At 59.1% G+C, this 22,545-nt stretch carries 18 protein-coding genes and 1 pseudogene; 9 read left to right on the top strand and 10 right to left on the bottom strand.

The genetic code is table 11. The features are described 5' to 3' along the window. Positions 1-15 precede the first annotated feature (15 nt). Positions 16-1,371 (bottom strand): exodeoxyribonuclease VII large subunit, encoded by a 1,356-nt coding sequence (locus DWQ09_05725; GenBank protein ID KAA3629734.1) that lies wholly within the window; start codon positions 1,369-1,371, stop codon positions 16-18. Between the two features lie 204 nt (positions 1,372-1,575). Here DWQ09_05725 and DWQ09_05730 point away from each other — a divergent pair, with 204 nt between their 5' ends. The 8 genes from DWQ09_05730 to DWQ09_05765 all read left to right on the top strand — a co-directional run bounded on the left by DWQ09_05730 (position 1,576) and on the right by DWQ09_05765 (position 12,656). After that, positions 1,576-3,042, top strand: coding sequence for an IMP dehydrogenase (locus tag DWQ09_05730; GenBank protein KAA3629735.1), 1,467 nt, complete (start codon positions 1,576-1,578; stop codon positions 3,040-3,042). Between the two features lie 85 nt (positions 3,043-3,127). Beyond that, positions 3,128-4,720: a glutamine-hydrolyzing GMP synthase gene (locus DWQ09_05735; GenBank protein KAA3629736.1), complete on the top strand. Its 1,593-nt coding sequence runs from the start codon at positions 3,128-3,130 to the stop codon at positions 4,718-4,720. A gap of 364 nt (positions 4,721-5,084) precedes the next feature. Further along, on the top strand, positions 5,085-5,447 hold the full coding sequence (locus DWQ09_05740) for a type II toxin-antitoxin system RelE/ParE family toxin (protein ID KAA3629737.1): 363 nt from the start codon (positions 5,085-5,087) through the stop codon (positions 5,445-5,447). A 1-nt stretch (position 5,448) separates the two neighbouring features. Next, positions 5,449-5,730, top strand: a complete 282-nt coding sequence (locus tag DWQ09_05745) for a Fis family transcriptional regulator (GenBank protein ID KAA3629738.1) — start codon at positions 5,449-5,451, stop codon at positions 5,728-5,730. A gap of 90 nt (positions 5,731-5,820) precedes the next feature. Next, positions 5,821-7,281, top strand: coding sequence for a DUF3375 domain-containing protein (locus DWQ09_05750; GenBank protein KAA3629739.1), 1,461 nt, complete (start codon positions 5,821-5,823; stop codon positions 7,279-7,281). A 3-nt stretch (positions 7,282-7,284) separates the two neighbouring features. Further along, the gene (locus DWQ09_05755) at positions 7,285-8,043 is read left to right on the top strand and encodes a DUF4194 domain-containing protein (GenBank protein ID KAA3629740.1); all 759 of its coding nucleotides are present in this window, start codon (positions 7,285-7,287) and stop codon (positions 8,041-8,043) included. A gap of 31 nt (positions 8,044-8,074) precedes the next feature. After that, positions 8,075-11,449, top strand: a complete 3,375-nt coding sequence (locus DWQ09_05760; protein ID KAA3629865.1) for a hypothetical protein — start codon at positions 8,075-8,077, stop codon at positions 11,447-11,449. After that, positions 11,442-12,656, top strand: coding sequence for a hypothetical protein (locus DWQ09_05765; GenBank protein KAA3629741.1), 1,215 nt, complete (start codon positions 11,442-11,444; stop codon positions 12,654-12,656). Before DWQ09_05760 ends, DWQ09_05765 begins: the two co-directional genes overlap by 8 nt. 692 nt (positions 12,657-13,348) lie before the next feature. On the opposite strand, the pseudogene DWQ09_05770 reads toward DWQ09_05765, so the two are convergent. From DWQ09_05770 to DWQ09_05800, 7 genes and pseudogenes are all read right to left on the bottom strand, one after another. Continuing rightward, a pseudogene (locus DWQ09_05770) lies at positions 13,349-13,730 on the bottom strand (hypothetical protein). A gap of 58 nt (positions 13,731-13,788) precedes the next feature. Then, complete coding sequence (locus DWQ09_05775) at positions 13,789-15,714, bottom strand: SLC13 family permease (GenBank protein ID KAA3629742.1); 1,926 nt, start codon at positions 15,712-15,714, stop codon at positions 13,789-13,791. A gap of 68 nt (positions 15,715-15,782) precedes the next feature. Next, positions 15,783-17,195 carry a dihydrolipoyl dehydrogenase gene (locus DWQ09_05780; GenBank protein KAA3629743.1) on the bottom strand — a complete coding sequence of 471 codons (1,413 nt, stop codon included), beginning with the start codon at positions 17,193-17,195 and terminating at the stop codon, positions 15,783-15,785. Between the two features lie 636 nt (positions 17,196-17,831). Further along, the gene (locus DWQ09_05785) at positions 17,832-19,022 is read right to left on the bottom strand and encodes an RtcB family protein (GenBank protein KAA3629744.1); all 1,191 of its coding nucleotides are present in this window, start codon (positions 19,020-19,022) and stop codon (positions 17,832-17,834) included. Between the two features lie 325 nt (positions 19,023-19,347). After that, positions 19,348-19,755 carry a TraR/DksA family transcriptional regulator gene (locus tag DWQ09_05790; protein ID KAA3629745.1) on the bottom strand — a complete coding sequence of 136 codons (408 nt, stop codon included), beginning with the start codon at positions 19,753-19,755 and terminating at the stop codon, positions 19,348-19,350. Positions 19,756-20,200: 445 nt separating this feature from the next. Then, positions 20,201-20,416 carry a hypothetical protein gene (locus tag DWQ09_05795; protein ID KAA3629746.1) on the bottom strand — a complete coding sequence of 72 codons (216 nt, stop codon included), beginning with the start codon at positions 20,414-20,416 and terminating at the stop codon, positions 20,201-20,203. Further along, entirely contained in the window at positions 20,395-20,586 is a 192-nt protein-coding gene (locus DWQ09_05800; protein ID KAA3629747.1) for a transposase, read from the bottom strand. Before DWQ09_05800 ends, DWQ09_05795 begins: the two co-directional genes overlap by 22 nt. A gap of 322 nt (positions 20,587-20,908) precedes the next feature. On the opposite strand from DWQ09_05800, the gene DWQ09_05805 reads away from it, so the two are divergent. Further along, complete coding sequence (locus DWQ09_05805; protein KAA3629748.1) at positions 20,909-21,619, top strand: MgtC/SapB family protein; 711 nt, start codon at positions 20,909-20,911, stop codon at positions 21,617-21,619. Positions 21,620-21,803: 184 nt separating this feature from the next. Here DWQ09_05805 and DWQ09_05810 read toward each other — a convergent pair whose 3' ends face one another. Further along, entirely contained in the window at positions 21,804-22,202 is a 399-nt protein-coding gene (locus DWQ09_05810; GenBank protein ID KAA3629749.1) for an IS4/IS5 family transposase, read from the bottom strand. A 15-nt stretch (positions 22,203-22,217) separates the two neighbouring features. After that, on the bottom strand, positions 22,218-22,532 hold the full coding sequence (locus DWQ09_05815; GenBank protein ID KAA3629750.1) for a transposase: 315 nt from the start codon (positions 22,530-22,532) through the stop codon (positions 22,218-22,220). Positions 22,533-22,545: the final 13 nt, after the last annotated feature.

Consider the following 22,545-nt stretch of genomic DNA (forward strand, 5'->3'; position numbering starts at 1 on the left):
GTCAGATACCGTTCCTTAATCCTCGCTGCGCTCTTCAATCCGACATCCAAGCCTGCCTTTGCCTAAGCGCGCGGTGACTCGGTCGCCGATTTCAACCTGGCTCCAGGTGCGAACCACGGTGATATCCCCCGTGGTTTGGACAATGGCGTAACCGCGGTCGAGTGTTGCCAGCGGACTCACGGCATGCAGTTCCCGTCCCAGGCTTTGCAGGTGCTGGGTCCTATCGGCGAGTATTCTGCGCCAACTGTTGGTCAGGCGTTGCGCGAGTTGGGTCTGTTGCGCGGCAAGTGCACGGATCCGTTCACTTGGATCGTGACGCTGCAGACGCGCGCTCGCGTGTTGAACAGACGCCTGATGTTCGCGCAGCGTCGCTCGCCATGCCAAGCGCAATCTTTGCTCTGATTCGTCGAGCCGCTGTGCACGTTCTTGCAGACGACGGCCCGGGTGGGCCTTGTTGAGGCGGCCATTCAACCAGGTCAGCGTCTGCGTATCATTTGCCAGGTGGACGGCGATCTGCCGGACCAGCCGCTGCTCGAAACGGCCGAGTAGCTCCAGCCACTCATCGCGATGGGGCGAAACCAGTTCCGCAGCCGCTGTTGGCGTTGGTGCGCGCTGATCGGCCACGAAGTTGGCAATGGTGATATCGACCTCGTGACCCACGCCCACGACCACCGGGATCCCGCAAGCGTAGATGGCGCGTGCCACCACCTCATCGTTGAAGGCCATCAGATCTTCGAGCGAGCCGCCGCCGCGTGCGACGATCAGTACGTCGCACTCCTGCCGCGCGTCGGCCAGTGCGATGGCGCGGGCGATCTTCTCCGCTGCGCCTGGGCCCTGTACCGGCACCGGGTAGACAATGACAGGCAGCGCGGGGAAGCGTCGTGCCAGCGTGGTGAGAATATCGTGTATCGCGGCGCCGGTAGGAGAGGTGATGACGCCCACCCGCTTTGGCAGCGTGGGCGGCTGCTGCTTGTGGTCACCGTCAAACAGACCCTCGGCCGCGAGCCGCTGCTTCAATTCCTCGAAGGCGCGGCGCAGCGCGCCATCTCCCGCCTCCTCCAGGTGCTCGACGATGAGCTGATAGTCGCCGCGCGCCTGATAGACGCTGACCCGCGCGCGCACCAGCACCTGCATCCCCTCTTCGGGCTGGAAGCTCAGGCGATAGCCGCGCCGGCGAAACATAGCACAGCGCACCTGCGCCCCGGCATCCTTGAGAGTGAAGTAGATGTGGCCGGACGAGGGGCGCGCCACGTTGGAGAGTTCGCCTTCCACCCAGATGGTGCCGAAACCGGATTCGAGCAGAATCCGTGCCTCGGTGTTGAGCTGGCTGACGGTGTAGATCTCGCGATCGGCAGGGGACGCAGGGGGCATAAGGGCTATGCTATCAGCACTGCCGCTTCCGGTAGAAACAGCGCCGCCCACCATTACGGCACTTTTATTGTGCAATCAACCTGTTGCGGGGCCTCAATAACGGGATCTTGATTTACCCGCCCCGACAAAATTCCTATAATGCCCCGTTATTCTCTCGCCCGGGCCTTTCGACAGCGCCCGGCTCCACCCGGAACAGGAAGCGTTATGCGTATTGTTCAAGAAGCCCTCACTTTCGACGATGTCCTCCTCCTGCCTGCCCACAGCACGATCCTGCCCAAGGAAGTCGATCTCAGCACCCAGCTGACACGCGGCATTCGGCTGGCCATCCCCTTGATGTCGGCGGCGATGGACACGGTCACCGAGGCGCGTCTGGCCATCACGCTCGCACAGGAGGGTGGCATCGGCATTATTCACAAGAACATGGATGCCGAATCGCAGGCGGCCGAGGTGCGGCGGGTGAAGAAATTCGAATCGGGCATCATCAGCGAACCGATCACCGTCAAACCCAACGTCTCGATCCTCGAGGTGGTGGACCTGATGACCCACTACGGGATCTCGGGGGTACCGGTGGTCGACGGCGAGGACCTGATCGGTATCGTCACCAGCCGCGACTTGCGCTTCGAGACGCGCCTCGGTGATACCGTCGCCTCGGTGATGACGCCCAAGGAGAAGCTGATCACGGTCAAAGAGGGCGCGCCGCGCGAAGAGGTGATCGAACTGCTGCACAAGCACCGCATCGAAAAGGTGCTGGTGGTGAACGGCAACTTCCAGCTGCGCGGGCTGATTACCGTCAAGGATATCCAGAAGGCCAAGGCCAATCCCAACGCCTGTAAGGATGCGCAGGCGCGCCTGCGCGTGGGTGCAGCGGTCGGTGTCGGCACCGGCACCGAGGAGCGTGTCGCGGCACTGGTGGAGGCGGGTGTGGACGTGCTGGTGGTCGATACCGCCCACGGTCATTCGCAGGGCGTGCTGGAGCGGGTGAAGTGGGTCAAGAAGAACTATCCCGATGTGCAATTGATCGGCGGCAACATCGCCACCGCGCAGGCGGCCAAGGATCTCGCCAGGGCCGGGGCCGATGCCGTCAAGGTGGGCATCGGTCCGGGCTCGATCTGCACCACACGGATAGTGGCCGGCATCGGCGTCCCGCAGATCAGCGCCATCGCCAATGTGGCTGAAGGATTGAAGGGTACCGATATCCCGCTGATCGCCGATGGCGGCATTCGCTATTCGGGCGACGTCGCCAAGGCCATCGTTGCCGGCGCCCATTCGGTGATGATGGGCAGTGTCTTCGCCGGTACCGACGAGGCGCCGGGCGAGGTGGAGATCTTTCAGGGGCGTTCCTACAAATCCTACCGCGGCATGGGCTCGCTGGGCGCCATGTCGCAGCGCCAGGGCTCGGCGGATCGCTATTTCCAGGAAGGCACGGGCGATACCGACAAGCTGGTTCCCGAGGGCATCGAGGGCCGCGTACCGTACAAAGGCAGCGTGCTCAATATCATTCATCAGATGCTCGGCGGCCTGCGCGCCAGCATGGGCTATACCGGCTGCGGAACCATCGACGAGATGCGCACCAAACCCGAGTTCGTGCGTATCACCAACGCGGGTGTTCGCGAAAGCCATGTGCACGATGTGACGATCACCAAAGAGGCACCCAACTACCGCGTCGATTGATCGTAGGAGCGGCGGAAGCCGCGACTGGCGCAGCTTGAAAGAAGCATCGCGGCTTCCGCCGCTCCTACCGATTGGGATCACAACGTTGAACGCAGAAACCGCTCAGAACATCCACAGTCAACGCATCCTCGTCCTCGACTTCGGTTCGCAATACACTCAACTCATCGCGCGACGGGTGCGCGAAGCGGGCGTTTACTGCGAAATCCATCCCTGGGATACCAGCGACGACGATATTCGCCAGTTCGCACCCAACGGCATCATCCTCTCCGGTGGTCCGGAGTCGGTCACCGCGGGCCGCGCATCGCCGCACGCACCACAGGCCGTGTTCGACGCCGGTGTGCCGGTGCTCGGCATCTGCTACGGCATGCAGACCATGGCCGAGCAATTGGGTGGCAAGGTGGAGACCTCCAGCCATCACGAATACGGCTACGCGCAGGTACGCGCGCGCGGCCACTCACGGCTGCTGAAAGAGATCGAGGATCACACCACACCCGATGGTTACGGTTTGCTGGATGTGTGGATGAGCCACGGCGACCGCGTCGTCGAGATGCCCGAGGGCTTCAAGCTCATCGCCAGTACCGACAACGCACCACTGGCGGGCATGGCCGATGAGACGTGCGGCTACTATGCCATCCAGTTTCATCCCGAAGTGACCCATACCCGTCAGGGGCAGCGCATCCTGAGCCGCTTCATCCACGAGATCTGTGGCTGCGAGGCGCTGTGGACACCCGGCAACATCATCGAAGACAGCATCAACACCATCCGCGCACAGGTGGGCAGCGACCAGGTGTTGCTGGGCCTCTCCGGCGGCGTCGACTCGTCGGTGGTAGCGGCGCTGTTGCATCAGGCGATCGGCGATCAGTTGATCTGCGTGTTCGTGGACAACGGTCTGCTACGTCTCAACGAAGGCGATCAGGTGATGGCCACTTTTGCCGAACACATGGGCGTCAAGGTGATCCGCGTCGATGCCGAGGCGCAGTTTCTCGACAAGCTGGCCGGCGTCGAAGACCCCGAGCAGAAACGCAAACTCATCGGCAACACTTTCATCGACATCTTCGAGGCTGAGGCCGCCAGGCTCGCCAACGTGAAGTGGCTCGCGCAGGGCACCATCTACCCTGATGTGATCGAATCGGCGGGTGCCAAGACCGGCAAGGCGCACGTCATCAAATCGCACCATAATGTCGGCGGTCTCCCAGATTACATGAAACTCGGTCTCGTCGAACCGCTGCGCGAATTGTTCAAGGACGAAGTGCGCAAGATCGGCCTGGAACTGGGCCTCCCTTACGACATGGTCTACCGCCATCCCTTCCCCGGCCCGGGGCTGGGGGTGCGCATTCTCGGCGAAGTGAAAAAAGAGTCCGCTGAAATTCTGCGCCACGCCGACGACATCTTCATCTCCGAGCTACGCAAGCACGAACTCTACGACAAGGTGAGCCAGGCCTTCGCCGTATTTCTGCCGGTGAGGTCGGTGGGCGTCACCGGCGACGGGCGTCGCTACGAGAACGTCATCGCCCTGCGCGCCGTAGAGACCATCGATTTCATGACCGCACACTGGGCGCACCTGCCCTACGAATTCCTCGACCACGTCTCGCGCCGTATCATCAACGAAGTCAACGGCGTCTCGCGCGTGGTCTACGATATCTCCGGCAAACCGCCAGCAACGATCGAGTGGGAGTAGACCAGTTCTAGCACTGACAGGCGCCTACAGGCATCAAGACGCAGTTGAAATACAAAACCAATAACTTATCCTCGCTTCTGTCTGGCAACATCTGGCACTGGCAGGCATCGACAAGCAGTAAGTGCCATTTTCTAATGGTATAGATCATGGTATCGCCACGCTCACAATCAGCGTGGCGCACCCATACCATGCCATGCGTGTCTCACCCGTCACAGTATTAGTGACCAAGTACGAGCCACAATGGATCAGGCGCCCGAAGGACCATGAACTTATCCACATCGCTTTCCTCCCTCTCTGGACGGCATAGTTGTTTGTTCTCAGATTTCTAGCTTTCATGATCAAAGGTTTGTAAAGTGTACCAAATATGGTACACTTTTTCGCATGGATGCCGATATGCCTCTTGAAGTGGTTTTTTACCGAACGGAATCGGGAAATGAACCGGGTTCGCGCATGGTTGCAGGGGCTGAGCAAACAGGACAAAAGGATAATCGGTGGTGATATTAAAACCGTTCAATATGGCTGGCCTATCGGGATGCCAGTGGTTCGAAAAATGGAGCCCGGACTATGGGAAGTCAGGTGTCGGTTTGATCAACGTATTGCTCGAATTCTGTTTACAGTAAAGGGTGAAAAGATGATTTTGCTGCATGGCTTCATCAAGAAATCCCAGAAGACACCTCAAGCCGATTTGCAATTGGCTATAGATCGCAAAGCCAACCTGGAGAAGTGACATGAACAAACACATTGGCAGTAACTTCGATGATTTTCTGGAAGAGGAAGGTGTGCTTGCGGAAGCGGAAGCTATCGCAGTTAAACGTGTGCTTGCCTTTCAACTCGAGGAATTGATGAAGGCGCAGAAACTCAACAAGGCCCAGCTGGCCAGGCGGATGAAGACCAGCCGTTCTGCATTGGAACGGTTGCTGGATCCCGATAATCCTTCGGTGACGCTGCTGACGCTGGAACGCGCAGCCAGAGCGCTGGGCAAGAACATCAGGATTGAGCTAGCAGCTTAAGGCATGTGGCTCCGTTTGTCTGATGATCAGCATAGTGGCGAATGCGAGTGAACGTTGTGAGCAGTTTGCAACAATGCTTGTGAGGGGCTGGTGAATTTTTCCGGCTGGCAGGCCAGGTTTCGCCGTTTACAGGATGAACACGCGACCTGGAAACTGTTGCGTGCGGACAATGCCCCCATCATTCTCGCCTTCATTGCCGATCTGTTCGCGGAGGAGAACGAGGTGCCCTTCGCGCGGGCGCGCATCGCGTTGGATGCGGAACTGGAACGCGGCCGGGAACTGGGTTACTGGCAAAGCGAAAGCGGGGCAGGAGCCTACCTGAGCCAGTGGATACGCGCGGGCTGGTTGCGCGAAATGGACGACCTGCTGAGTAAAACCGACGCCAGTGAAACCGCGTTACGATTCTGCCGGTCACTCGACGAACCGGCTGCCGGCACCTCCGCCTCCCATCTTCGAATCGTACAGGAAGCCGTGCGCGATTTCGCCGTTGCTATCAACCCGGATCTTGACGAGCGGGTCGCCCAGCTCGAGCAACGCCAGCAGGAAATTCAGCGCAGCATAGATGATCTGCGTGCGGGCGTGAGCGCGGAGCTCAGTGAAACCGAACAGCGTGAACGCATACGCGAGATCTACCAGTTGGCGTCGGTGCTGACCGGTGATTTTCGCCGCGTGGAGGATGATATTCGACGCATTGACAAGGATCTCAGGATCCAGATCATCGAAGGTGATTCCACCCGCGGAGACGTGTTACTCGAACTGATGGAGAAGGAGATTCTGCTAGCGAATACCGATGCGGGCAGTGCGTTCGAAGGCTTTTTTCAGCTGCTGTGTGACCAGAACCGCTCGACCGAATTCAGCGATCAGTTACGCGGTATCCTCAGCCTGCCGGTGGCCCATCACCTCAATCGCGCGCAACGCCAGTACCTTGCCCGGCTGATGCGCGAATTGTCACGCGAGAGCGAGCGCGTGTTCCGCATCCGTCGGCGTACCGAAGAGGGCTTGCGCGGGTATATCGAAAGTGGCGCCGCGCAGGAAAACCGCGCGGTGACGCGCCTGCTGTCCGAGCTGGAACGCAGCGCCGTCGCCTTGCGCGAAAACGGCTGCGATCTGAAGACCCGAACCCGGCTGGAGCTGCAGGTTGGCGTACCCGGAATTCGGTCCCCCGAAAGCCTGAATCTGCGACAGCCCGACGAAAACCTGGATACCTCAGGCGTTGAGGAACAGGCCAATCAGCGCGAGCCCAGCCTGGAGATGCTCGACAGTCTGGAGGTGGTACAGATCCGCCGAGTCGCCGAGCGTACCCTGGAGGCCTTGCGCCAACATGGCCCGATGACGATTTCCGCGTTATCGCGATATCAACCGCTACAGGCGGGGTTGGAAGAATTGGTTGCCTGCATGAGGGTGGCCCGGGCCGTTCACGCGACGGACCTCAATACCACCGAGCTGGTCGAAGTCCACGATAAACAGGGTGCACGAATACGGGCCTCGATTCCTGGTCTTCTGATGAGCGCCGATTTGTTTCCCGCCAACATCGACGAGCTGACGCTATAGCCTATGCATGAGAAGGACTTCTTCGACGATCTGATCAAGGCGCAATCGACCGTTACGGTCGAGGCCGATCCGCTGAATGTGGATGCGGACAATGGTGTTGAGCAGGTGTCAGCGGATGCGCCGTCACCGGCCGATGATCAACCGGCATCCTTGCCGCACGAAGCCCGCCGCGTGCTGGTGTATCTGTTGCGCCAGGGTTCGGCGCTGGCGCGGCAAAAAACCGAGATATTCGAACAAATTTGCCGCTACCAGGATGCCCTGCGCAACCACCTCGAGAATATGTACCTGCGACTGGTCATCGATGAGCGCTACGGCGTCGCGTTTATCGCCAACGCGCAAAACCCCGAAGACGAGGACGACGGTGGCGAGAGTGTCAGGCTGATCAGCCGTCGAACGCTAACCCTTTACGATACCCTGCTGATCCTGGTGTTGCGCAAGTATTTCCAGGACCGCGAATCCCAGGGCGAGCACAAGATTATAATCGATATCGAAACAATGGAAGCCGGCCTGAGCCCGTTCTTACCATTGACCAACAGCACGCGCTCGGATCGCAAACAACTGGTCACTTCGCTGAAACGCATGATCGAAAAGCGAATCCTGGTAGTTGTTCGCGGCAGTGAAGAACGCTTTGAGATTTCGCCGCTGATTCGTCACGTGGTATCTGCCGAATTTCTTCAGCATATGTTAAATGAGTATCGTCGGCTGGCTGACGAGCAGTCGGGTGACGAACAGGTACGAGACGATCAACAGGATGACGACTGAAGCGACGAACTACAGCCGCGATTTTTTTACCATGGGGCAGATTCGTCTCAGTGAGTTGTCCGTGTACAACTGGGGGTCGTTTCACGGTCTGCACAGCGCCCGCATCGACCCGGAGGGTACTCTGGTCACCGGCGATAACGGTTCCGGAAAATCGACCTTTATCGACGCCCTGATGGCGCTGTTACTGCCGGCGGGCAAGGCGAGCTTCAATGTCGCGGCCGCGCAAGGCGACAAGGCGGACCGCTCTTTGCTGTCGTACATGCGCGGCAGTTTCGGTTCCGCGCACGATGGCGGTACCACACGCGTCAAGAGCAAGCGCGAGGGCGCCGTGGTTACCGCACTGAGGGCCGCTTACCGCGCCGATGACGGCCGCGAGCTGACGCTGCTGGCGATGTTCTGGACCACACAGGCGAACAATGCACTGGCGGACGTCAAACGCGTGTACGCGGTGGCGCGCAGGAATGTCGGCTTGAAGTCCGTTCTCGATGCCTTCGGCGAGGGCAATGCGCGGGCGCTCAAACAATGGCTGCGCGCCGATCAGGCGATTACCTGCTGCGACGAGAATTTTGCTGAATACCAGGAGCTGTACCGCAAGCTGCTGATGATGGAGAACCGCAACGCGCCGGCCTTGCTGTCACGCGCGCTCGGCTTGAAAAAGATCGACGACCTGACCTTGCTGATCCGCGAACTGGTGCTGGAGCCCAGCGGTGTCCGTGACGATGCACGCAAAGTGGTTGCCGAGTTCGCCGACCTGGTGGCGATACATGCGCAGTTGCTCGACGCGCGGCAGCAGCAGGCGCACCTCGCCAGATTGCCGGAGTTGAACGCGGTGATCGACAAAGCGGAAGCCGAAATCCGGTTATTGGGCGAGGAAAAGCAGGGCCTGCCGGTGTATTTCGGTGAGTTGCTGGTCGCTTTGCTTGCCGAGCGGATCGCAGGATTGGACGCGCAGCGGCAGGATCTGGAAATCAACATCAAACAGCGGGAACAGGCAAAGGAGGATGCGAACCGGCTGGTTGAGCGTCGGCACGAGGCGTATCTGCAGCTCGGCGGTGATCGGATCGAATCGCTCAACAAGGAGCTGGAGCACACCCGGGAACGATTGAAGTTCGTCACTAAGGAGTCATCCCGCTATCAACGAGCCGCGCGCGAATTGGAATGGTCCGACGCTCTGGAAGCGTCGGTGTTCCAGCAAAATCAGGTGTCGGCGGAGCAGGGCCTGGTATCCATCGAGAACGATACCAAGGCAAGTCAGGACCGTTTCGCTGAAGCCAGCGCGCAGTTGAGCGCAACGCAAGCGGAGATCAGGACAACGACCGGTGAGATCGCCGAAATCACCGCACGGCCCGGTTCGAATATTCATATCGCCTATCAGCGTCTGCGTGACGAGCTGGTCGACTCGCTCGGCCTGCCTGCCGAGGACTGCCTGTTCATCGGCGAATTGCTCGATGTCAGGGACGAAGAGCGGTCGTGGCAGGGGGCCATTGAACGCGCCCTGGGTGGTTTGCGCACCACACTTGCAGTGCCTGAACAAAGTTTCTCGATGGTCACCAAATGGCTGAATGCGCGGCATACCGGCCTGCATGTTCGAGTTCAGGTGGTGCGGGAATCGAAGGTCAAAGCGCCGATGCCCGAGTTTCGCCTCGATGGTTTTCTGCGCAAGCTGGTGTGGCGGCAACATCGTTATCGGGAGTGGCTGAAACAGCATTTGCAGCGCTTTGACCTGTCCTGCGTTGCGGATACCGCGACTTTGGATGTCACGCCCTTTTCCATGACGCGCGAAGGCCTGATCCACAAGGAAAAAGGCCGCTTCGAGAAAAAGGATCTGGCGCACATCGACGATCGCAACGAATGGCAACTTGGATTTTCCAATGCGTCGCGGCTGAAACTGTTGAACCAGCACCTGGCGGAGCTGAATACACGTCTGGCGGTGGAGAATGGCCAGGTGGAACAGGCGCGTGCGGACTGGGATCGATTTGGCAAACGCAAAAGCCTGTTGCAACGGATCAGGGAAACAGAGTGGGAGAGCATTGACGCGCCTTACTGGAACGGCCGGTTGGCTCGGTTGGACGACGAACTGAAGCGACTGCGATCCTCCGGTGGTGACCTGGAGGAGGCGCGCAAGGGGTGGGAGGCCGCCAAGCAGGCGTTGCAGGAAATATCGGATGCGATCATCGAACTGGCCCGCCAGCGCGGCGCCATCGAAAGTGAGCTCGCATCCGCCCGAACCCGTAAAAGTGAGGCGGCCGCGGATGCTGAAAGAGGGCTTTCTGAATCCTGCCGTGAATCACTCGCCGGGCGGGTCAGAACGATTTCAATCGACGATCTCGAAAGGGTATCCGCGATAATGTTCGACATCGAACGCGACCTGGACGGTTTGCTGGCCCGGGCGCGTAACGACAAGAGTCAGGCGGAAAACTCCGCGGTCGGTGTCATGTCCTCGTTTCGAGGTAAGGATCGCTGGCAGTCGTTGACTGCGGACTGGCCCGCGGGTCTGGCCGGCCTGACGGATTTCCTCGAACACCTCGATCGACTGGTCAGTGAGGGCTTGCCGGCGCTGGTGGAGCAATTCGTCGAACGGCTCAACAGACATGCCACACAGTCACTGGCACGAATCAAATCGCGCCTGGACAGCGAACGCGAAGACATACTCGAGCGCATCGATGTTATCAACCAGGTCCTGGCGCGTACCGAGTTCAAACAAGGCTCTTACCTGAAGCTGGGATCGCGCCGGGAAAAATACCCGCACGTGCAGGATTTCGAAAAGCAGTTGAACCGGGTGCTGAGCCAGGTCACCAGCGATGATCATGAGGCTCGTTTCCAGCAACTGGAAACGGTGGTGGCGATGCTGGAAAAGGCCAGCGCAGTCGGCACGGCCGGCACGCTCGAAAGCATGCGTTTGCTCGATCCCCGTTACCAGCTTTCGTTCTTTGCCGAGGAAGTCGGTTTCGAAGACGGCGAAACGCGCGACGTGCTGGATTCCTCCAGTGGAAAATCTGGCGGCGAAAAGGAATCCTTCGCCGGCACCATCGTAGCCGCGAGCCTGGCTTACGTACTGACGCCCGAGGGACATGACCGGCCGGTGTATTGCACCGTGTTTCTCGACGAGGCTTTTTCCAACACCGCCGAGGCGGTCAGTCGCCGGGTATTGAAGGTCTTCAAAGCCCTGCATATGCATGTGAACCTGATAACCCCGTACAAGAACCTGAATCTGGCGCGGGAATCGGCCCGTGCGCTATTGATTGCCGAACGCGATGCGGAGCGACACGAAAGCCATCTGTGTGAAATCACCTGGGAGGAAGTGGATCGGCGTCTGGCTGAGCAGCACGAGGCGAAACTGTCGGATGATCTGCTGCGGCTGAACATCGAAGTTGAAGACCGTCCCGGAATGACCAGCGATGTCTGAGCCGGAAGTACCTGCGTGGGGCATCATGCCGGAACAGGCCGCGGCTCTGGCACGCAAAAGGTACTGGGACAATCGCCCGGTTTTGAAAGCCTTGATGACCGGTGAGCGGGGTTTCCCACTACATATCCCCCTGAAATCGCCCAACGCCAGACAACCGTTGGAGAATCTGGCGCACCTGCGGGATTGGATCGAAGTCTGGAAAAAATTCACCTTGCCAGACCTCCTGCACTGGAAAACGGTCAGTTTTCGCCAACTGGGCCAACAGCGACTGCCCGCGCGAATCACTATCGGCAACTTCCAGCAGCTCACGCAGCTCTGCGGTCCGTCCGCGAACGCGCAATCCGCACGATGGCGGACGAACATGCAACCGCTGTTGCAGCGGTATCGGCAAGAGCAGGTATATCCCGTTCTGGTCAGGCACATCGAAATCGTGGAAGGTCTTGGTCAAGCTGATGCCGAATTGCTCGCCCGGGTGTTGCCGCAGTTACGTCGCGGGCTCGGCGCGGGAGGTTACCTGCGTGCGCTACCGTTACAGGGTGTCGATACCAAGTTTGTCGAGAACTGTTCGGGCTTGATCGAAGCGTTGCTGGATGCGGTACATAATGGAGAGATTGCGGCGTCCGGCGGCCTGAATCCGTGGCTCGGTTGTCTGCCCGGTCCACGTGGACTCGCCCAGGGCGTGCCGGTCGTGCGTCCGCTGAGCCCGGGTATTCGCCACGCTTTTCAAGGCCTGCCACTGTTCCAGCTGAGCGCAGATCTACTCAGGCAGCATGAACTGCCGGCGACGAACATCCTGGTGGTTGAGAACCTCCAGTCGGGTCTGGCTTTACCCGATCTCGACGATACCATTGCCGTGATCGGTGGTGGGCGGAACGTTAGCTGGATGAATGCGTCCTGGTTGACGGCGAAACGTGTTGGCTATTGGGGCGATATCGACAGCTGGGGGCTATCCATATTAAGCGATGCTCGTGCCAGTCTGGCCTCAGTGGAGCCATTGATGATGGATGTGGCTACGCTCAATGCGCACGAAGAGCGGATGGTGCAGGAACCCGAACCGTTGAGCACGCTACCCGCACAGTTGACCGGACAGGAACAGCAATTGTTCCTTGATCTCGCAGCCGGCCGGTTCCTGTCTACCCGATTGGAACAGGAAAGGATCTCATCAGATTTTGTCAGCACTGCACTCGAGACTTGGTTATTTTCCTAGCGCAGCATCGCAGACTCAGGGAAAAATCGATCCTGCCGGTGATCCGATACCTGCAGGAGCAGGAAGGGATTCACCTGCAGTCAACGCCCGGAAGGTTGCCTACGGTACTGTGTACCAGTGTTCAATAGGCAATTATTTTGAGCATTTTGAAGAAATTTCTGAGCATGGTATTTTTCATGATATTACCGTTTAGCAGGAAAATAAGCCAATGAATATAAAAGACAAAAAAGGCTGATTTACATATAGAGTGGGAATAGAGCTGTTTCTTGAGTGATTGTTTTTGCAATCAATAATTGTCGCTGGTTGAGAATCCAAACTACTTGATCAACGGCCGGCATCGAACGCCCGGCGGTGATCAAGATGATTCCATCCTTAGGTCCGAAAACGGTGCCTCCCTGCACCACTCCTCTCGATCACCTGGAGAGCAAAGATGTACCAAAGCCCGAAAGCTGGGCACCGCCTGCAGTGCCCTGCGGCTGATGCCTTTGCCTCCCGTTCAACACCGAATGCTTTCACCCGCCGGGCACAGCGGGGGATCGGTCGGTCTGCCGGCCGGGTTGGGCCGGAAATGGCACCGGCGAGGCAGGCTGTTTCGATGGCAAGGACTGAATGGAGCAGGATTTCGGGGCTGGTTGCCATGCGGGGGCCGTGAATGATCCGTTAAGCACTGCGGAAATTGGCGTTTACGCTTTCTATACCCCCCAAGCATCGAAGGCACTATTGAGCCTATGGATGATCCCTGCGGATTCGTTGTTGACGATGGTCTTGCCTTGCTTGTCCCGCAGCACCGGCACGGTGATGATGCCGCTGTAGCGGGGATGCACCGCGGACACACTGAATCGTGTCCTCCAGTTTCTTCAGCTTGCGGAAGATGAGGGTGCGGTGCGCCCCGGGGCAGACCTAGGAGAAATACAGGTGATAACGGACCGGTGGCGCCTTGAAGTCGCCCTTGCCGCTGGAACCGGGGCTGCTATCGGGCGTGACCCAGCTCCGGAAAGGGATTCCTTGGTGCTTGAGCTCACCACCCTCCGTCCCGGCATCCAGCCAGCCTTCGCTCAGTTTTCCGTCGATCATCTGACTATGTCGTACTCCAGCTGTTTTCAGACTGCTTTGCCGGGCTGCGGCCCGACAGCTACAAGGGCCATACCAACAGCAGCATGGGAATACTGACCGCCACCACCAGTATTTCCACGGGCAGGCCCAGCCGCCAGTAATCGCCGAAGCGGAACCCGCCTGGCCCGAGGATCAGGGTGTTGTTCTGGTGCCCGATGGGCGTGAGAAAGGCGCAAGAGGCTCCGATGGCCACCGCCATGAGGAAGGAGTCCGGGCTGACGTTCAACAGCGCGGCACTGCTGATGGCGATGGGACACATCACCGCAGCGGTGGCCGCATTGTTCATGAAATCCGACAAGGTCATGGTCACCACCAGGATCAAGGCCAGTGCCAGCACCGGGTGCCCCTGCGCTACCCACTCCAGGAGCGCACGCGCGAGCAGGTCGGCCGCGCCCGTGGTGGCCATGGCACCGGCCACAGGAATGAGGGCGGCCAGCAGCACCACCACCGGCCAGTCGATGGCCTCGTAGACCTTGCGCAGGGGCATGACCCGCAAGGCCATGTACAACAGCACCCCACCGGCGAAGGAAATGGCCGCCGGCAACAGCCCCAGGGCGGCGCCGCCCACCGCCATGAGCATCACCACCATGGCGATCAGCGACTGGCGCCGGTCGGGGATACGGATGGCGCGAGCCGCCAGCGGCACGCAGCCATATTCAGCCGCGAAGCCCGCCAGCGCCTCCTGGTGCCCCTGCATGAGCAGGACGTCGCCGGCACGGATATTGGTGGAGCGCAGGCGCTTGATGCTCCGATGCCCCTGTCGGGAGACGGCCAGCAGATTGAGGCCATAGCGGGTGCGCAACTGGATGCCGGTGGCGGATCGGCCGATCAGGCTGGCCCCGGGCATGACCGCCAGTTCCTGGATCAGGATCTCCTCGCGCTCACCCCGACCCTTGTCCTCTTTCTTTTCCTCTTTCTCTTCACCTTCGGCCTCCTTCTTGTCACCTTTCTTCCCGGTCCCGGTCCCGGTCCCGGTCCCGGAACCGCCTTCCAGGACATCAACGACCACCTTGCCCCGCGCCTCGTCGGCGTCCATGGTTTCTTCGATGGCGCCCGCCACCTCTTCTTCCAGCTTCAGGCCCAGCGAAGAGAGCACCGAGGCCAGGGCCTCGGGTTCCGCCTCGATGACCAGGATATCGTTTTCCCGCAGTATCCGCCGTGGGTTGGGCGCGCTGACCCGAAACTCGTTGCGCACCATGCCGATCACCTGGGCATCCGCCTCCTCGAGGATCTTCTCCACCTCGGACAGGGCCTTGTCCACCGCCTTGCTGCCCTTGTCAAGACGCACCTCGGTCAGGTAGGCGCCGGTATCGAAGCCGCCGCTGTCCGCTTGCTGGCGGGTCGGCACCAGGCGCCAGCCCAGCAGGGCGATGAACAACACGCCCAGGCCCGCCACCACCACACCCACGGGTGTGAAGTCGAACATGGCAAAACTCCCCATGCCCGTCTCCTTGCGAAAACCGGCCACGATCAGGTTGGGCGGCGTGCCGATCATGGTGGTCATGCCACCGAGGATGGAACCGAAGGACAGCGGCATGAGCACCTTGCCCGGTGGCAGTTCCTGCTTCGCCGAGATCTGCAGCGCCACGGGCATCAGCAGCGCCAGCGCACCCACATTGTTCATGAAGGCGGACAGCAGGGCGCCCAGCGCCGTGAGCGCTGCGATGGTCAGGGTCGGCCCACCCGTGACGGGCAGCAGGCGCTGGGCCAGCACGTCCACGGCGCCGGTGCTCTGCAGGCCCGCGCTGAGTACCAGCACGCAGGCCACGGTGATGACCGCGGGGTGGCCGAAACCGGCAAAGGCTTCTGCGCCGGGCACCAGCCCCAGCAGCACGCAGGTCAGCAGTGTGCCCACGGCAATCATGTCATGGCGCCAGCGGCCCCAGAGGAACATCGCAATAGTGACGGCTAGCACAAGAAAGATGGTGAGCTGGGCCTGGGTCATGATGGACAAGACGAGTCCTTTGCAAGGGTGGTTATGGCTGGGACGTCCCTGTCCCGTTTATCGGTCGATCACCCCACCGGTCTTAACTCGGTGATGGGACCGCTGTTTTTAGCGTCGACTTTGGCATAAAGATCGTACAGTGCTGCCTGCAGCGCCTCTTCAATGACCGGGTGGTAGAACGGCATCTGAAGCAGTTCTCCCACCGTCATCTCCTGCTGGATAGACCAGGCCAGCAGATGGGCCAGATTCTCGCCCTTGGCGCAGATCATCTCACTGCCCAGCAGTCTGCCGCTGACCTTGTCCGCATAGACCCGGATGATGCCCTTGTTTTTGCCCATGATCAGGGCGCGCCCGACCGGTGCCATATTGACTTCACCGACCACTGCCTGCTCGTGATCCAGTTCAGACCAGCGTTTGCCGACATGGCAGATGTTCGGGTCAACGAAGTTGATTGCCAGGGGTAACTTGCGCTGAAACGCCTGGATCTGGTCGCTGCTGGCGTTATGGCCGGCAATCCGGCCCTCGTCACCCGCTTCATGCAGCAGTGGGCGCTCCGCATTCACGTCGCCCGCCAGGAAGATATGGCTGTCACCAATCTGCATGGTCTGGGGGTTATAGGCGGGGATGGAGTTTTTTGCCCCCAGGTCGATACCGGCATTCTCAATCTGCAGGTTGTCCAGATTGGGACGACGCCCCAGACTGGCCAGCACCTTGTCCACCAGCACGGAATGATCCCCGGCGGTTACACGCAGCTTATCGCCCGCTTCGCTGATCTCGGCGGCATGGCCGAGGTGGAGCGGAAAATCTCGGCCAATGATCTCAATAGCCGCCTTGGCAACTGCCGGGTCATCCAGCCCGCCAATGGTTTCCAGCTGGTCGAAACCGGTGGTCTCAACACCCAGTCGGGCCATCGACTGGCCAATCTCGAGACCGATAACCCCCAGGCCGATGACCGCCAGCGATTTCGGGAGTTCTTCCAGTTCAAAAAGTGTGTCAGTGGTCAGTATCCGGTCACCGAGCGAGTGCCAGGGTTTGGGAACAATGGGGCGGGTTCCGGTGGCGATGATGATCTTGTCGGCGCGGATGCGGATATCGTTGACCTCCAGCAGATGCGGCTCCAGGAAGCGGGCATAGCCTTCGATAAACAGCTCATCACTCATATTGGCGGTGCTGTTGCTAATGACCCGGTCAACGAAGGTGTCCCGCAGATCCTGCACATGGCCCATCGCCTCCCCGCCATCCAGTGTGAGGTCTTTGTGCCCCTCGACGCCGTAGCGTCCCAGAATGCCACAGCGGTGGAAATCCTCGGCAATCTGGATCAGCGCCTTGGAGGGCATGCAGCCGACACGGGCACAGGTGGTTCCCGGTTCACCACCATTGATCAGGACAAAGCTTTTCCTGGCGGACTTGACCCGGCCCAGGGCATAGAGTCCGGCACTGCCGGAGCCGATAATGGCGACATCAACGTTTCTTTCTTCCACTGTACGCTCCCGTTATTCGATTGACGGGTCTCCGCCCGGTGTAAAAGTCGCTCCATTGTAAATGTTGTGAGGGAGATTCAAAGCTCTGCGAATCACATGGGAAATTCATTGTCCGGAAGCTACGATTTCGGTGTTGGAAAGCCTGGCAATAGCGGGCTATTACCCGCACTTTCCGCCTTGAACTTGCCGCTGCTGAACAACACTCTTATCTAGACAGACTTAATCAGAGGCCCCCTGACATCGATTGGAAATCCTGAAACGAGGGATGCTGCCATAGTTCACGGGCGGCTGGTGCTGAACGCGCACGCAAAGCACTTGATACGTATGAAGACCTGGCAGTCGTTCGCGATGCGGCCAGTTACGCGGAGTCAAATGCGTCACCGGTTATTGGGGCATCTGCTTAAGTGGAACTCGACCGAGCATGTCTCGTTACCACCGTATTCCACCATACCAATCGCTGCGCGGGATTGGGTTGTTTCTCCGGTGTGTGGACACCCCGGGCCAACGGGTCAGAGTAGTCACTAAACCGTAAGGAATCACCGCCCGCTCGAAGGTCTCCTTTGTCTACTGACAGGTTGGTCGGTCGATTCACCGATCCCTGTTCCCATGGCCTTCCCTCAATCAGGTGCGCGGGGCTTACCCCTTGATAACGGCCAGCGGTTGCAACTCGATTAGCACATCGACCAGGTCAAGCTGGTTTCTCATCACCTCATCAATGTCCTTGTACGACCCCGGTGCCTCATCCAGATCTTCCCGGTGGCGGATGGCGTGTAAGATGCCGCGTTCCTTGAGGGCCTTTATCTCTTCTTTCAAGTCCAATGTCTTGCGGGCCTTCGCCCGGCTCATGATTCTGCCGGCGCCATGGGCACACGATTCGAAGGACTGCGCCTCTCCCTTGCCCTTGACGAGAAAAGACCGCGTGCCCTGCGAGCCGGGGATCATGCCCCATTCCCCTTTGCGGGCCCGCGTCGCGCCTTTTCGATGCACGATGACCGTCTCGCCGAAATGCTCCTCCTCGGCGGCAAAGTTGTGCGGCTTATTGATGAAATCGGTGAATTCGACCTCGGGCAGAACTTCTCTGAATGCCGATTTTGCCCGCTCCATCATCAGCTTTCTGTTGGCCAGGGCAAATTCGAGGCAGTAGTTCATTTCATTCCAATACAGCTCGAAATAATCAGAGGATTCCGGGATATACGCCAAGTCCTGGGACACATCTTCGCCGGCTGCCTGGTTCAACTGTTTGGCCGCGTCATCGTAATGATTGGCCACCGTGAAACCGATGTTGCGGGAGCCGGAGTGGATCATGATCCAGATATAGCCATCCGATCCTTTTTGTATTTCGATGAAATGGTTGCCTCCACCCAATGTGCCGATCTGATACAGGGCGCTTGCGTACTCTTGCTCGACGATGGGCAACTCCCCCTTTTTTTCGGGCATCCACGCTTCGTTCTGAGGCGTTTTGTGGTGATTGAAGCCCACCGGAACGGTGTCGCGGATGATGCCCAAGATGGCCTTCAGATCCGCGGTTGCGACATCGGTCAGATTGGTCCGCAAGGAGCACATGCCGCAGCCGATATCCACACCGACGGCGTTGGGTACGATGGCACCCCGAGTGGCCAGGATGGCCCCGATCGGCATGCCGTAGCCCTGGTGGGTGTCCGGCATGATGGCGATGTGCTTGAAGGCGAAGGGAAGGTTTGCCAGGTTTCGCGCCTGCTCCAGCGCCCCCTCTTCCATCTGATTCTTATCCAGCCACAGCTTTATCGGGAGTCTCTCCGTTTCAATGATTGCTTTTCCGTTGGTACGCATGACCTCTCCGTGTTTCACGGAAGACGAGTCCCTGGACGATCGATTGACAATGCAACGACCGCTGCATCGAGATGAACAGACGCACCCCGAGCAGGAACTGAGCGTGTTACGTCGATGGGGTTACGGGGAGTGTGTCCGACTTGAATCGCCCTCTGGCGGGTGCCGAACCGCTTCGGTCTGGCACGAATTCATCTGGCTATGATCCAGATGTGCTCAGTTAAACCATCCTTGGCCACGGAATCCACGAAATGACACGGAAAGAATTCCAAATACCAACCCAGGATCATCACCCACGGTTTGATGGCTGGGCTTCACGCGGTTGGAACCTACCCCATCTCGATGATCAGCGGCCCGTGTAGGGTGAAGGCGCCTGCAGTTTCTCGCGGCGCACCTGACATGCAAAGCAGCGTTTGGCGGTCGGATACGCATCCAGTCGTTTGTACCGGATGGCCGTTCCGCAGTCGGTGCACAGGCCGTACCGCCCGGCCGCTATGCGGTCCTCCGCCGCGGCGATGTCACGCACCTCTCCCACGTCGCGGATGATCTCGGCCTCGGTGATGTCGCGGAGCACGGAGGCTGCCGCCACATCGCCGGAATCGCCCGCCCCGCCGATGAGATCGACAAGGTGCTCGGTGCTGGAGCGTGCGAGCACCTGGCGGATTTCGTCCAGCAAAAGGTTCTTGCGTGCTTCGATGCGTTGCGCGAAATGCGTGATCTGTTCTTTTGTGAGGGGATTGTCAGGGGCATTCATGGCGTCATGGTCAGCAGTTTGTGGAAACAGGCACCGATCTGTGCCAGCGCACACCCTCGATAGTCCGGGATGCTCTTCGAGCGTAGCGCTTGGAAGGTGTCAAGGCAAGGGGCTGGCGAGGCCGGCTCTGCCTTGGCCAGCCGCCGGCGGCAGTGTCGGCGGTATGATGGAGGGCCCATTCATGAATGGATACATCCGACCGCGACTTTCCAGCATCCGCATCCACATTGATCTCTGGCGATTGTTTTCCATTGTGGCGGACACTCCGGCTTGCCAAATTCCGATTCGAGGCACAGGCGACCGTACGGGTCAGCACATCAAGTCGGTGTGACGTCAAATGCTTAGAACCCGTCTCAAAATCCCCCGCGAGCTGTGCCCCGCATAAGCCGAGTCTCCCCAAATCCAAGTTCCCTCCCCATGCAGAAGATCATCAGGCACCTGCACGTCATGCACACTGTCGGCGCACCGAATGAATCATCTTGGTTCGGCCGTCAACGCTAATATGCGCCTTCATGCCGAAGTACCATTGGCTCCCCTTTCTGGTCTGGCGCATCTCGGGATCCTGCGTTTTGTCTTCGCTTTTGTTCGAACACGGCGCCGTGACAATGCTGGCATCCACGCTGGTGCCACTGGCAATCTTCAGGACCTGCTCCTGAGGGATTGCCCAACCACCTGAAACAGCGCCTCACCCGGATCATGATTTTCCAACACATGGCGGCAACTCGGAATCGTCGTCTCGTCGGGAACCGGTTCGCGCCCAAGATCAGTGCCTGCAAATCGGCACATGGAGCGGGATTCATACGGCGCTTGCTCGGCGCCCGGATCCGACAGGTTGAACCAATGTCACAAAAAGCAGCCTTCGCTCCAACCCGGCGGGAGGTCGTCCGTTTCCCGCCTTGGGGTAATAGGGTTCGATCAGCTCACAAAGCGGGACCCAGGGAACAGCCGAATTCATCTCGGCGAAGAACCTCTCTTGCCGAATGGACTTTCGAAACTGCTCAAAATCTCCAGCGGCGAACGTTTGTTGTTTCATCAAAATAAACCGGTTCCAGACGATGTGGGTATCGTCGCAAATCTTGGGACTTAATCAGAGATGCCTTAGACTGTAGCCTTGGCTTCGCTTACAACTCCACAGGAGCATTTTCACACCATCATGCCTACGTCCGACATCATTAGCATTCTGTCCCTCGATACCCTGGTACCGCTGCTTGTCGCACTCGTCACCGGTGGGCTAATCGGGCTGGAGCGCACCTCACACGGCCGGCCCGCCGGCTTTCGCACTCACGCACTGGTGTGTGTCTCCTCCAGCCTGCTGATGTTGGTCGCCACCCATCAGCTGCGTCTTATGGGCGACATACCACTCGAAACTATTCGCATCGACCCGACGCGCATGGGGCAGGGCGTCATGACCGGCATCGGCTTTCTTGGCGCGGGTGTGGTAATGAAGGAAGGTCTGACCATCCGCGGTCTGACGACTGCCGCTTCGATCTGGATGACCGCGGCGATCGGCATTCTACTGGGACTGGAGTTCTACGTGCCAGCTATGCAGGCGGCGGTCATAAGTCTCGTGGTGTTGTCGCTGTTCCGTTGGGTCGAGAACGCGATTCCTTCCCTGCACTACGGCAATCTCAGCGTGCGTTTTGCGCATGACAGCATCATGCCGCAAGCGGCCTTGCAAGAACTGATCATGCAACACGGCATCACAGCTGCCAATCCAAGTTATTCACTGAAAGACGCCAAAGGGATATTCGAATACGTGATGATCATCCGTACCCGTAAACGTGATGACTTCCGTCGACTGGCTGAAACGTTAGCCGAACTCCCGCAAGTGCGAGAATTCTCCATCAATACGACTGGCGACTGAACCTGGGGTAATGTGGAAACGCAGGGTTAAATCAAGGAATGCCCAGCTCAATTCATGCTGAGGGCGATCGTTCGACGGGCATGCCCGTCGACTCTGAAAAAGCTCTGTTCGAACTGAATGATCATCGGAAGTTGCCATTGATTACGGTTTCGAGTGTCACTGGCGGATTCCAGGCGCACTGACCCTACGTCGATTGCAAAACAATACTCTTCGCACTGTCCTCAACCGTCAGTGGGCGAGAGCGGTGACCTTTCTTGTTGGTAAAGTCCTGCGCACCCGGAGCCTGCTCGTGGATGACATCGGCTTGCCCGGTATAGGTCGAATCGCCCCGCGCCCGGGTTTCATCACCATGCAACAGTTGATGCAGCAGCTGACTGTCATGCGCGTTGGCCGCTGTGGAGGCGACCGGGTGGATCGACCTGGTGCGGCTGTCGACCCCGATATGGGCCTTTATGCTGAAGCACCATTGATTGCCCTTCTTCGTCTGATGCATTTCCGGATCTCGTTTCCCCGCCCGATTCCAGGTCGAACTCGGTGCGTTGATGATCATGGTATCGACGATCGTTCCGGTGCAGACCTTCAATCCATTTCCTTGAAGCTACTGCGAAACCAACGTAAACAGCCGGTCACCCAGGTGATGCACCTCCAGAAGATGACGGAGCTTGAAAATCGTTGTCTCGTCCGGCGCCGGCTCCCGGCCCAGGTCGATGCCAACAAATCGGCGTGTCGCGCGCGAGTCGTACAAGTGCTCTTTCACCGCCGGGTCGGACAGGTTGAACCAGTGCTGCAGAAGATGAATGCGCAGCATGCGCTCGATACCGATCGGTGGACGGTCCGCACCTTGGCCTTTGGGATAAATCGTTTTGATAACCTCGTACAGACCGTCGAGCTCGTGTTGGACAGACTTCGGCAATGCCGCGCTGCGG

It is taken from the genome of Pseudomonadota bacterium, from assembly GCA_008501635.1.
GTDB lineage: Bacteria > Pseudomonadota > Gammaproteobacteria > QQUJ01 > QQUJ01 > QQUJ01.